We start from the raw sequence: 11,974 nt of genomic DNA on the forward strand, positions 1-11,974 counted from the left end.
ATGGCCGATTACGCCAAAATCATCGAAGAGCTGGAAGGCATCGCCGTCGAGGACAATCCGGCGCTCGTCAAACAGAAGAGCCGCGATTTCTACTGGTATTCGCCGATCCTGAAGGAAGAACTCGACAACGTCGTCGGTGACCTCGTGGTCTCGCCGACCACGGAAGAAGAGGTGATCCGGGTTCTGAAGGTCGCCTATGCCCATGGCGTGCCGGTCACCCCGCGTGGCGGCGGCACCGGCAATTACGGCCAGGCCATGCCGCTCTCGGGCGGCATCGTCTTGAACCTGATCAACATGAACAAGGTGAAGGAGATCCTTCCCGGCCGGGTCATCTGCGAACCGGGCATCATCATCTCCGAGCTTGACCGCCAGACCAAGGTACATTCCGGCCAGGAACTGCGCTTCCATCCGTCAACCAAGCAGACGGCAAGCGTGGCCGGCTTCATCGCCGGCGGCTCCGGCGGCGTCGGCTCGATCACCTGGGGCGGCCTGCGCGACCTCGGCAACATCCTGCGCCTGCGCGTCGTCACCATGGAAGCCGAGCCCCGCGTGCTTGAACTCTCCGCCTGGGACCTGCAGAAGGTCTCCCACGCCTATGGCACCAACGGCATCATTACCGAGGTCGAGATGCCGCTGGCGCCTGCTTACGACTGGGTCGATGTCATCGTCGGTTATGACGAGTTCATGGACGCCGTGAAATTCGCCGACGCGCTCTCCCACAAGAACGGCATCCTCTTGAAGGAAGTCGCGCCGATTGCAGCGCCGATCCCATTCGACTATTTCACACGCCATAAGCCCTGGCTGAAGGAAGGCCAGTCGGTCGTCGTGCTGATGGTGGCGCCGCATTCCATGGAGCCCTTCCTCGCGCTCGCCGAGCGGATGAAGGGCGATGTGCGTTTCCGCTCCGATCAGGTCGAAAGCATGAAGGGCATCCCGCATGCCTATGAGCTGACCTGGAACCACACGACACTGCGGGCGCTCAAGCTCGACACCAACATAACCTATCTCCAGGTCCAGTATCCCGGCCCAGACCATGTCGAGAAGGTCCGCGTTATGACCGAACTCTTCCCCGACGAGGTCATCGGCCATCTCGAATTCATCAAGTTCGACGGCCAGATCCAGTGCGCCGGCCTGCCGCTGGTGCGCTACACGACCAAGGAGCGGCTGGAGGAGATCATTAGCATCCATGAGGAAAACGGCTGCCCGATCTTCAACCCGCACCGCTACACGCTGGAAGAAGGCGGCATGAAGCAGACCGACCAGGTTCAACTTGCCTTCAAGAAAGAAACCGATCCGAAGGGTCTGCTGAACCCCGGCAAGATGATCGCCTGGGAAAACCCAGATTTCGATTTCTCCGCCGGCAAGAATTACCTGTTCCCGGGCCTGGAGGTGTTTGCCGAGGCGGGGGAGTAGCGGTTCGGCGGCCAGGCTTCGTGCGTTTGATACCCCCCTCTGCCCTCCTGAGCTTGTCGAAGGGCGGGCATCTCCCCCACACGGGGGAGAGCGGGACGGGGCCAGTGCCTTGCACGGACGCCACCGTTGAAGATGCGGCTACGGCATTTAGACATGACAAACTTCGCTCAGGATTTCGACATTCGCAACGATTGAAGGAAGGAAGCCGGCACCCCCATCCACTCTCCCCCCGTGTAGGGGAGATGTCCGGCAGGACAGAGGGGGTACCCCGTGCGCAACTACAGACAACAACAAGGAACTACCCTACCGCCACCCAACCCCATTCCGAAGGTACTCCCGGCCGGCCCTCCGGCCCATGCAAAACCAGACATGGCATCCCCAATCCCTCGGCATCAGGCGGCGAAGGATCGGGATGCTGGGACAAACGGCGCGGAAGTTTTCAACTGGACCCCGACCGCGAAAGCGGCGGGCAACGACTTGGAGCTTTTGAAATGCGCGTACTTGTCCTGCACTCCCATCCCCTCGACGAAAGCTTCGGAAGGGCGCTCTACAAGCTCACCTGCGAGAGCCTGGAAAAGGCCGGCCACGAAGTCGACGGCTGCAACCTCTATGAGGAGGGTTTCGACCCGGTGCTTTCGGCCCATGACCGGCGCGTCTATCATGACATTCCCGACAACCTGTCGCTGGTCCAACCCTATGTCGACCGGCTGCTGAAAGCCGAAGCGCTCGTCATTGTCACACCCGTCTGGAACTTCGGCTTTCCGGCCATGCTGAAGGGCTATTTCGACCGCGTCTGGCTGCCCGGCGTCTCCTTCGACCTGGTGGACGGCAAGCTCACACCGACGCTTCGCCACATCAGGAAACTCGCCGCCGTCATGACCTATGGCGCAACTCCAATGCGCGCCTTCCTCGCCGGCGATCCGCCAAAGAAGATCGTAAAACGCGTCATCCGCGCCCAGATCAAGATCGGCGCACCGGTCAAATATCTCGCCCATTACGACATGAATAATTGCACGGAAGAAACCCGTGCAGCGTTCATGGCAAAGGTGCGCCGCGAGATGGAGAATTTCTGAGAAAAAGGCTGGCGGTCAAACCACCTTGGCCGCCGTCACCTCGACTTCGACGAGGAATTCCGGTCGTGTGAAGCCCCCCACCACCAGCAGCGTCGAGACCGGCTTCGGATCGAGCGTGTAGCGATCACGCACCGCCATATACTCAGCAAAATCCTCCCGCCGCGTCACGAAGCCAGAGACGCGGATCACATCCGCGAACGTCATTTCAGCCTCTTCCAGGATCGCCTTGATCGCCTCGAAGCAAAGCTCGGCTTGGCCGGTGACACCAGGCGGGATCGTGTCATCGGGGCTGATGCCGAGTTGACCTGAAGTGACGAGTAGGCTCGCACCCGGCGGCACGAGCAGACCGTGATTGTAGTGCCCGAAGGGACGGCGGACGGAAGGAGGATTGAAGACCTTTTTCATGGGTTCGAGCCTAGCGCGGCGAGCCCGTGTGCGAAAGGGCAAAGCGTGCCTTGACACGCCTTTTGACCCTACAAATCCGGCCCCTTCGTCTAGCGAATGCGCTGCCCCGAGGCATCGAAGAGAAAGCTTGTCTTGGCAGCAAGTCCCACCGCGATCTCGTCGCCATAGCGCCCCGCATGACGGCGCTCTTCCTGCTCGATGATGATCTGCTCGCCGGGCATGGTATGCGCATAGACATAGCTGGTATTGCCGAGATGCTCGACAACATCGACATGCGCGACCATCTGCGTATCCCCGCTGCCATCAGGCAGGAAATGCTCGGGGCGCACCCCGACCGTCACGGCATCGCCGACCTTTGGCGGGTTCGCGCAGGAAACCGTCAGCTGCGTGTCCGGCCGCGCTTTCAGCGCCACAGTGACCTGCCCGCCCTCCGCCTGAGCGACGACCGCTGCGGGCAGAAAGTTCATCCGCGGCGAGCCGATGAAGCCGGCAACGAACATGTTGTCGGGATCATCGTAAAGGGCGAGCGGCGCCCCGACCTGCTCGACAATACCAGCCCGCATCACGACGATCTTGTCGGCGAGCGTCATCGCCTCGACCTGGTCATGCGTGACATAAACGATGGTGGCGTTCAGCTCCTTGTGCAGCCGGGCGATCTCGACACGCATGTGCACGCGCAGCTCCGCATCGAGGTTCGACAGTGGCTCGTCGAACAGGAAAACGTCAGGCTGGCGCACGATGGCGCGGCCGATGGCGACGCGCTGGCGCTGACCACCGGAAAGCGCCTTGGGCTTGCGATCCATCAGCGCGTCGAGCTCGAGGATCTTAGCCGCAGCATTCACCCGCCGTTCGATCTCGTCCTTCGCCATGCCGGCAAACCGAAGCGCAAACCCCATGTTCTCGCGCACGGTCATATGCGGGTAGAGCGCATAGGTCTGAAACACCATGGCAATCCCGCGCTTGGAGGGATCGACATCATTCATCACGCTGCCGCCGATCTCAAGCATGCCTGCGGAAATATCCTCAAGCCCCGCGATCATCCGCAGCAGCGTGGACTTGCCGCAGCCGGAGGGACCGACGAAGACAACGAATTCCCCCGAGGAAACCTCGAGATTCACCCCCTTGATGACCTCGAGCGAGCCGTAGGATTTGCGGATATCGGTGAGCCGAACCTCTGCCATTTAATCCTCGATCAGGTGACGTTGAAGGTGATGTGCTGCGTCCCGAAAGGCCGGCAGGTCGCAGATAGCGTCAAGTGACCGGCCTCGTTTCCAGCTTCGACATAGACGCCAACGACCCCGCCCTTGAAGGAGAGAAGCGAGGGACCGACGATACGGCCCGGGCCTTCGAGCGACACCTCGACCGGATCATCGAAGAAGCCCAGGACATTGCCACCCTGATCGAGCGCACGCAGGATCACGCGAACCGTATCCTTCTCGCCAGATCGAAGCTCAGTGTCGTCAGCCGCGATGTCCAGAGTTGTCGGCAGCGGATCGGCTGGCAGATGGCGGCGCACCACTTCCTCGCCATTGATAAAGCCGACGAGTTCGCCATCCCGCCAGGTCATGCCCCATTCGCCGAATTCCTCGGGCGTCACCATGCTGTGGTCGAGGATGCAGGGCGGATGCGGCAGGTGCGGATAGGTCTTGGTATCCGGCTCGATCCGCTTGACGATATGGCCCATGCGGATTTCGACATAGTCGCAATTGGTGAGCACGATCAGCGGCAACACGCCGCCGATATTGCGCTCGCCGCGCGCCCAGAAGCTGACCGGCTGCATCACCACCTTGTCCGCTGGATCGCCCTGCGAAGCATAGGCATAGGCCGCAAATTTCGGCTCGCGATACATATCGGTGACACCGTGATAGCAGATGCGGTCGCCGGAGCCGAAATCCTTGTGGGTGTTGTAGTCGAACATGCACCAGCCGGTGGAGCCCGAGATCGAAGGGTCGCCAGCGGCTGCATTCAGAATCGCCAGATGCCGGCCGACATGCTCCGCCTGCCGCTGCTCCTGATCGAAGCGCTTGGTCGGATACATGTGACCGCCATATTCGGTAATCATGTAGGGAACCTTGCGGTCGAGCCCGGTGACCTCGCGCTGGTCTCGCAGAACCAGCCGCTCGCGATTGTGGCCCGGCAGCTCTTCCATGCCGAGAATGAAGTCGTTCATCGTGTAGACGTCTTCGAGCAGCTCGCTGTCGGTGATGTAGCGCACGCCGCCGGTCTGCCGTGTCGTATCGAGCGAGCGTGCCATTGCATTCGTCTCGACATAGAAGTCGTGAGAATCCTGGCTTTCGTTGATGCGGACACCCCATATGATGATTGACGGATGGTTCCAATCGCGCTCGATCATCAGGCGCACGTTCTGGACGGACTCGGCCTTCCAGGCGTCGCCGCCGATATGCTGCCAGCCCGGGATCTCTTCGAAGACCACCAGGCCGATCTCGTCGCAGCGGTCGAGGAAGTATTTCGACTGCGGATAATGCGAGGTGCGGGCAATGTTGCAGGCAAGATCGAATTTCAGGATGTCCGCATCCTTCTCCTGACCGCGCCGGCCCATGGCATAGCCGAGATGCGGCCAGGCCTGATGGCGATTGAGGCCGCGCAGCTTGACGACGCGTCCATTCAGCTTGAAGCCCTCGATCGTGTATTCGGCAGAGCGGAAGCCGAAACGGCTGGTAACGGCGTCGGCACCGGCTGCTGTCTCCAGCGTCACCGTGAGGTAATAGAGAGCGGGATTGTCGATATCCCAGAGCGTAATGCCCTGAAGCCCGGAAAGGCCGAGCAAAACCTCCGCGCCAGAGACAGTCGCTTCGGTCCGCGCTACCTCCAGACCTGCACCGTCCTTGAGAACAGCCGTGACGTTGCCGGAAAGCGACTGAACGTTCGGATTGGAAATCCAGACCTTCGCCGTCACCTGTTTGGCTTCAGCCAGAACATCCGGCGTCTCGATCTTGACGTTCTTGATCGAAACCGGCGCCGTGATCTTCAGCCAGACATCTCGGTAGATCCCGGCATAGGTGAGATAGTCGATGACGCCACCGAAGGGCGGGATCTCGGGGTTCTCGGAACCGTCGATCTTGACCGTCAGCAGGTTGTCGCCGGCCTTCAGATGCGGAGTGAGCCGGGCTTCGAAGGGCGTGTATCCATCCTTGTGCGCGGTGATCTCGGTGCCATTCAGATAGACCACGCTGTCTGCCATGGCCGCATCGAAAACCAGCGAAACTTCACGACCTTCGAAACGCGGATCCCAGGCAATGACCTTCTGATAGGTAAAGGCCTCCTGATAGCTCTTCTCGTCGAAATAATTGTAGGGCAGCTCGACCGCCGTGTGAGGGAGCTGAACCGTCTCGCCCGGCTGGGACGCCGAGGCAAAAGCCGGCTCGAAGCCTGCGCGGAAGGTCCAGTCCCGGTTGAAATTCTCGATAATGCGCATTTCAAAGTCCTATTTCACGGAGCCGAGCATGCCCTGCACGAACTGGCGTTGCATGGCGAAGAAGACGAGAAGGGTTGGAAGGGTGGCAAGAATGGTGCCGATCATCACAGTGCCGTATTCGGGCGAATAGGCGGAGGCGAGTGATGACACGACGAGCGTGATCGTCTTCATGTCGTTCGACTGCAGCACGATCAGCGGCCAGAGATAGTTGTTCCAGTTCAGCATGAAGACGATGACGAAGGCCGCCGCATAGGTGGAGCGCATGACCGGAACGTAGATGTAGAAGAAGATCTGCCACTCCTTCAGACCATCGACCTTGGCCGCATCGCGAAGCTCGGTGGGGAAGGCCTTCGAGGCCTGGCGGAAGTAAAAGATGATGAAGGCGGACGCGATCATCGGCAGCATGATCGCGATGTGAGTGTTCAGCAGCCCCGCTCTGCCCATCAGCATGAAGAGCGGGATCATCAGGGCTGCAAATGGCACCATCAGCGTCAGCAGGATCACGGTATAGACCCGCTCCCGAAGCTTCGACCGGAACATCTCGAATCCGTAGCCGGCAAGCGACGAGACGAGCAGCGTCAATGCGGTGCCGACCAGCGCGATCTTCACCGAATTCCAGAAGACCAGCGGCACATCCACCTGCGCAAAGAAAGACGCGATGTTATCGAAGAGTGCTGTGCCGAAGGTGACCTTTCCGCGAATGATCTGGCTGGTCGTATTCGTCGCCCCGATCACCATCCAGATGAAGGGGAAGATCGAGAGAAAGGCGGCAAGCGACAGTACGATATACTGCACGATGTCGGGCAGGCGGCGACGAAGTGTCGTCATCATCGACGTTCCCTCGCGGCATAGAATTGCAGAAAGGAGAGCACCGCCACCATCAGCACGATCACGTAGGAGACGGTCGCCGCATAACCGAAGCTCGGCATGTAGCGGAAGGTCAGATTGTAGATGTAGAGCGACAGGGTCAGCGTCGAATTGGCCGGTCCGCCCGTGCCTTCGGTGAAGTTATAGACCTCGTCGAACAGCTGCAGCGTGCCGATCGTCGAAGTGATCGTGGTGAACAGGATCACCGGCTTCAGCATCGGGATTGTTAGGAAGGCGAAACGCCCCCAGGACGGCACTCCGTCGATCTTCGCCGCCTCATAGATCGAGCGGTCGATGTTCTGAAGCGCGGCCAGGTAGAAGATCATGTTGTAGCCGGTCCACCGCCAGGTGATGGCGATGATGATCAGGACCTTTGCCCAGAAGGGGTCGGTCAGCCAGCCGATCGGTTCGCCGATGATGCCGATGGCAAGCAGCGTGTTGTTCACCACGCCGTCGAGCGAAAACATGCTCTTGAACAGGATGGAATAAGCGACCAGCGACGAGACGCAGGGCAGGAAGATCATCGTCCGGAAGAGGCCGGAATAACGCAGCTTCGGATTGTTCAGCATGGCGGCCAGAATCAGCGCCATGGTTATCATGATCGGCACCTGCACGATGAAGAAGATGACGGTGTTTTGCAGCGCCTGCCAGAAGACCGGATCATTCCAGAGACGCACGAGGTTACCCGTGCCCGAAAACTTCAGCATCATTCCGCGTCCCGAATACAGGGAGAGAATGAGCGAGCGAACGATCGGGTAGAGCATGAACAGCGAAATTAGCGCGACGGCAGGCGCAACGAACAGCCATCCGTTGACGTCGTAGTAGCGTTTCAAGCTGGATCTGGATGTGGTGGCCATGCGGTATCCCCGAACCCGATCAGTGCTCACTGAACCTTGTTTTGCGACCGGAAGCCGCGCGGCGTTTCCGCCGCACGTCTCCGGGAGGACAGGGGCCTGGCAGCAAGACCAAGGCCCCTGCGGGATGGGCTTACTGGATCTGGCCGGCGGCCTGGCTTTCGATCGCCTTCAGGACATCATCCACAGGCGTGCCCTTCAGCAATGCCGGGAAGTTGGCCGTCACGGCCGTATCGAGCTCGTTGGTGAAGATACCGTAATTCACTGCCGGCACCTGCTCGAGCCAATCCGCAAAGTTCTGCCAGACGGTCTGGCCGCTGAAGAAATCATCCGGCTTCTGATAGGCTTCACCGGTGCGGGCGGCCAGCAGCGAACCGACGGCGCCGCGCTCTGTCAGGATCTTCTGATAGAAGTCCAGATCCTTGGCATAGACTTCATTGAGGAAGTCGATCGCTTCATCCTTCTCGGCGGAAGCGTCCAATACATACCAGCTCGAACCGCCGAGATTGGATGCAGCCGTCGCACCCTCGACATCGAGTTTCGGAATTGCCGTCAGCGCCCACTTGCCGGACTGGTCGGCCTGTGACTTGACGGTACCGGTGATCCAGACCCCCATGAGGACCGAGGCGACATCGCCCGAGGTCAGCGCGCTGATCCCGTCGTTCCAGCCGCTGGTCGGCTTGGCCACACCTTCGTTGACGATCCGGGCCTGGGTTTCCAGCGCCGCCTTCAATGCAGCATTTCCGGTGATGTTGAGGCTGCCGTCCTCGTTGAAATACCACTGGCCGCCGGACTGCATCATGATGCGGATCAGGCCGCCGTCATTGCTGTCGAGCGCCATCATCTCATGGCCGGTTTTGGCCTTCACATCCTTGCCGATCTCGATGAAGCGGTCCCAGGTCAGGTTCTCCATATCGGAGGCCTTGTAGCCTGCCTGCTCCAGATAATCGGTGCGATAGTAGAGACCGGTCACGCCAGAATCGAAGGGCACGCCATAGACCTCGCCTTCGAGCGTCATCAGGTCGACCTTGTATTTGGCAAAGCCGGAGTAATCGATCTTGTCGGTCAGCGCAGCAAAGGAGCCTGGGAAGGACTGGAGATATTTCTGCGCGCCGTAATCCTCGATGAGAACGATATCCGGCAGCGTGTCGGTCATGCCGGACGCGAGACCCGTCTGCAGCTTCTGCTCGACATCGGCCTTGGCGAAGTCGACAATGTTGAAGGTCGTGTCGGGGTTCTTTGCGGTATAGCGCGCCGCCGCTTCCTTCATGATCGCGACGTTGAAGTTCGGGTCCCAGCACCAGATGGTGACTTCACCGGCAAGGGCGGCGGTGCTGCAGAGAAGTGCGGCGCCAGCAACGGTGGCCGAAATCGAACGCTTGAAGGCGCGAGAATAATCCATGTCTTCCTCCCATTATGTCGTTGAACGCGGCAGCTCCATCCCCTGCCTCACGGTCACTATTCCTGAAAATCGGAAGACAGCCAAGAAAATTTTTACTAAATATTTTGTGCGCTGCGGTAAGCCACGAGGATCTCACAACCTTTCCACGAAGGCCTAGGTGAGCGGGGGCTTCTTCGCACTGCCACGCCAGACCATTTCTGTCGGCAGGGTGACGTGTTTGGAATAGTCGCGCCCGTTCAGCCGCTCGACCAGGAGATCTACGGCCACTTCCCCGATCAGCTCGCCGGGAATCCGCATGGTCGAAAGAGGCGGGTTGAGAAACTGCGCAACAGGAATGTCGTTGAAGGCCACCACCGCGACATCATCTGGTATGGACATCCCAGCCTCCTGGATGGCCCTGTAGGCACCGATCGCCATATTGTCGTTCGCCGCAACGATGGCATCGGGAGGCGTATCGAGCGCCAGCAGCGATTTCGCTTGCTGATAGCCGGTCTCCAGCCGGAGGTTCTGTCCGAAGCGTTCGCTCTGGCCAAGCGCCATGAGCTCGGGCCGGTAGCTCCCGCGCGCCTCATGCCATTCGATGAAGGCTTTGCAGCGCTGCTCCCCATGCATCAGCGCATCATTGTCCATCAGCTCATAGCCGCCGACAAAGCCGATCCGCCGGTATCCAGCCTGTTCCAGACTGTCGAGAATGGTTGTCGTGGCCTCGCCCAGATCCGCACGAACACAGTCGAATTGCGGCATGCGCGGATTGAAATCAGCCATGATCAGATGCGGACAGACCTTGGCCATCGCCTCGATCTCGACCTTGGGATGATGCCCGACCACGATCGTCGCGGAAATGCCCGTCAACATCGCAAGATCGACGGGCACATCGGGATTGAACACCCTTGCGATCTCGATCTTGTACTCGCGGCAGCGGGCCTCGATGCCAAGCCGCACGCCGACATAATAGGGATCGACCAGCTCCTCCTGAGGCGCCAGGAAGTGGACGATGGCGACATGCGCCGACACATCCGCATGGCTGGCCATCGGAATGTTGAGCGGAGGAAGCAGGGCATTCTTGCGCGCGCGTGGCGTCGCATAGTTCAGCGCTTCGGCCGTTTCGATGATCGCCTGCCGCTTGGCCTCGGAGACCGACAGCGTCTGGTCGTAGTTCAAGACACGGGAGACGGTCCCCGACGAAACGCCGACGGCCTTCGCGATTTCCTTGATCGTCACCACGGCGGCCTGTCCCTCCCCACCTGTTTCCCGAGGAAATTGGTAAACCTCAGGAAAATATTTACTAGGCTAGGCTCGGGAGGGATACAAGCATTTCCTTGAACAGGGCCGGCGCTCACCTTTAGACGATGCTTGGCGGGCGCCTCCGCCGGGCAGCGCTGAGGTGCTTCGAAAAGCCTTGGTCTCCGACACGCGCTCTACACAATCGCGACTTGCCGAGGCCGGCGATTCTGCGTACTCCGGTCCCCGTAACGGATGCGGGAATACGCGGATGACGGCCAGTATCAGGACGATCGCGAAGGTTGCCGAAACGTCGGTATCTTCAGTCTCGCGCGTGCTCAACAACAGTGGCTATGTCTCGCCAGAGGTGCGCCAGCGCGTCGAAGCCGCGATCAGGGACCTCAACTATGCGCCCAGCAAGGGCGCTCGCATGCTGCGCGGCGAAGCGAGCCGGATGATCGGCCTCATGCTGCCGTCCATCGATGTGCCCTTCTTCGGCATCCTTGCAAACACCATCGAGCGCGAACTGTTCGAGCGCGGTTATCACACTCTGATCTGCAGTTCGGCGGAAAACGAGGACCACGAGGCCCGCTATGTCGCGATGTTGCGGGCCCAAAGGGTCGAAGGCGTCATCGTCGCCAGTGCCTATGGCGGCACGGCACATCTGCAGCCGCTGGTCGGTTCCGGGATCCCGGTCATCGCAATCGACCGTGAACTCGTCGGCATATCCGACGATACCGTGATGGCCGATCACGTCGAGGGTGGACGCCTAATGACCCGACACCTCCTGGATCTCGGTCATCATAGGATCGCCGTTGTCGGGGCGCCGGGACACAGCCAGCCGATCCGGCTTCGCATGGAAGGCATTCGGGCCGTGCTACGCGAACATGGACTTTCGCCGGCCATCGAGGCAATCGGCGAGGATCACAGCTTCTCTGCCACCTACGCGCTGGCGCAATCCGTTCTGCAAGATCACACCGACATCACCGCGATCATCGGTACCACGGACATCGCAGCCATTGCAGCAATCCATGCCGTTCGGGACAGCGGGCGCAGCGTACCGGACGATTGCTCCGTCATAGGCTTCGACGACTTGCCGGAGGCCGCCTATGTCCTGCCGCGACTGACGACAGTCGCCCAGCCGATCCGCGCCGTCGCACTCGAAGCGACACGCAGGCTGGAAGAACGTCTGCAGGATCATAGGCAGGATCTCGAACGGCAGCCAGCCTCGCTCACGCGCATGCCCGTTGAGCTCATCATCCGGGAATCGACCGGGCCAGCCCCCGCAGACAGCTGATTGCAG

General features: G+C 60.3%; 10 protein-coding genes. 3 read left to right on the forward strand and 7 right to left on the reverse strand.

All coding sequences use genetic code 11. The features are described 5' to 3' along the window. Both QWE_RS21205 and QWE_RS21210 read left to right on the forward strand, forming a co-directional pair. Complete coding sequence (locus QWE_RS21205; RefSeq protein ID WP_006728231.1) at window positions 1–1,413, forward strand: FAD-binding oxidoreductase; 1,413 nt, start codon at window positions 1–3, stop codon at window positions 1,411–1,413. 491 nt (window positions 1,414–1,904) lie between these two features. Further along, a complete protein-coding gene (locus QWE_RS21210; protein ID WP_006728232.1) occupies window positions 1,905–2,486 on the forward strand; it encodes an NAD(P)H-dependent oxidoreductase in 582 nt (193 codons plus the stop codon). Between the two features lie 15 nt (window positions 2,487–2,501). On the opposite strand, the gene QWE_RS21215 is transcribed toward QWE_RS21210, so the two are convergent. The 7 genes from QWE_RS21215 to QWE_RS21245 form a co-directional block, all read right to left on the reverse strand. Then, window positions 2,502–2,891, reverse strand: a complete 390-nt coding sequence (locus QWE_RS21215) for a RidA family protein (protein WP_006728233.1) — start codon at window positions 2,889–2,891, stop codon at window positions 2,502–2,504. A gap of 89 nt (window positions 2,892–2,980) precedes the next feature. Continuing rightward, on the reverse strand, window positions 2,981–4,072 hold the full coding sequence (locus tag QWE_RS21220; protein ID WP_006728234.1) for an ABC transporter ATP-binding protein: 1,092 nt from the start codon (window positions 4,070–4,072) through the stop codon (window positions 2,981–2,983). A gap of 11 nt (window positions 4,073–4,083) precedes the next feature. After that, complete coding sequence (locus QWE_RS21225) at window positions 4,084–6,327, reverse strand: glycoside hydrolase family 2 protein (protein ID WP_006728235.1); 2,244 nt, start codon at window positions 6,325–6,327, stop codon at window positions 4,084–4,086. A 9-nt stretch (window positions 6,328–6,336) separates the two neighbouring features. Beyond that, on the reverse strand, window positions 6,337–7,158 hold the full coding sequence (locus QWE_RS21230) for a carbohydrate ABC transporter permease (RefSeq protein WP_006728236.1): 822 nt from the start codon (window positions 7,156–7,158) through the stop codon (window positions 6,337–6,339). Continuing rightward, complete coding sequence (locus tag QWE_RS21235; protein ID WP_006728237.1) at window positions 7,155–8,051, reverse strand: carbohydrate ABC transporter permease; 897 nt, start codon at window positions 8,049–8,051, stop codon at window positions 7,155–7,157. The genes QWE_RS21230 and QWE_RS21235 overlap by 4 nt, the downstream gene beginning before the upstream one ends. Window positions 8,052–8,181: 130 nt before the next feature. After that, window positions 8,182–9,450 (reverse strand): ABC transporter substrate-binding protein, encoded by a 1,269-nt coding sequence (locus tag QWE_RS21240; protein ID WP_006728238.1) that lies wholly within the window; start codon window positions 9,448–9,450, stop codon window positions 8,182–8,184. Window positions 9,451–9,603: 153 nt separating this feature from the next. Then, window positions 9,604–10,674, reverse strand: coding sequence for a LacI family DNA-binding transcriptional regulator (locus tag QWE_RS21245; protein ID WP_006728239.1), 1,071 nt, complete (start codon window positions 10,672–10,674; stop codon window positions 9,604–9,606). Window positions 10,675–10,942: 268 nt separating this feature from the next. On the opposite strand from QWE_RS21245, the gene QWE_RS21250 reads away from it, so the two are divergent. Continuing rightward, window positions 10,943–11,968, forward strand: a complete 1,026-nt coding sequence (locus tag QWE_RS21250; RefSeq protein WP_006728240.1) for a LacI family DNA-binding transcriptional regulator — start codon at window positions 10,943–10,945, stop codon at window positions 11,966–11,968. Window positions 11,969–11,974: the final 6 nt, after the last annotated feature.

The sequence above is a fragment of the Agrobacterium albertimagni AOL15 genome (genome assembly GCF_000300855.1).
In the GTDB taxonomy this organism is placed as follows: Bacteria; Pseudomonadota; Alphaproteobacteria; order Rhizobiales; family Rhizobiaceae; genus Allorhizobium; species Allorhizobium albertimagni.

Coding starts and splice junctions, on each gene's coding strand:
- QWE_RS21205 (WP_006728231.1), top strand. CDS start 1: ATGGCCGATTACGCCAAAATCATCGAAGAGCTGGAAGGCATCGCCGTC.
- QWE_RS21210 (WP_006728232.1), top strand. CDS start 1,905: ATGCGCGTACTTGTCCTGCACTCCCATCCCCTCGACGAAAGCTTCGGA.
- QWE_RS21215 (WP_006728233.1), bottom strand. CDS start 2,891: ATGAAAAAGGTCTTCAATCCTCCTTCCGTCCGCCGTCCCTTCGGGCAC.
- QWE_RS21220 (WP_006728234.1), bottom strand. CDS start 4,072: ATGGCAGAGGTTCGGCTCACCGATATCCGCAAATCCTACGGCTCGCTC.
- QWE_RS21225 (WP_006728235.1), bottom strand. CDS start 6,327: ATGCGCATTATCGAGAATTTCAACCGGGACTGGACCTTCCGCGCAGGC.
- QWE_RS21230 (WP_006728236.1), bottom strand. CDS start 7,158: ATGATGACGACACTTCGTCGCCGCCTGCCCGACATCGTGCAGTATATC.
- QWE_RS21235 (WP_006728237.1), bottom strand. CDS start 8,051: ATGGCCACCACATCCAGATCCAGCTTGAAACGCTACTACGACGTCAAC.
- QWE_RS21240 (WP_006728238.1), bottom strand. CDS start 9,450: ATGGATTATTCTCGCGCCTTCAAGCGTTCGATTTCGGCCACCGTTGCT.
- QWE_RS21250 (WP_006728240.1), top strand. CDS start 10,943: ATGACGGCCAGTATCAGGACGATCGCGAAGGTTGCCGAAACGTCGGTA.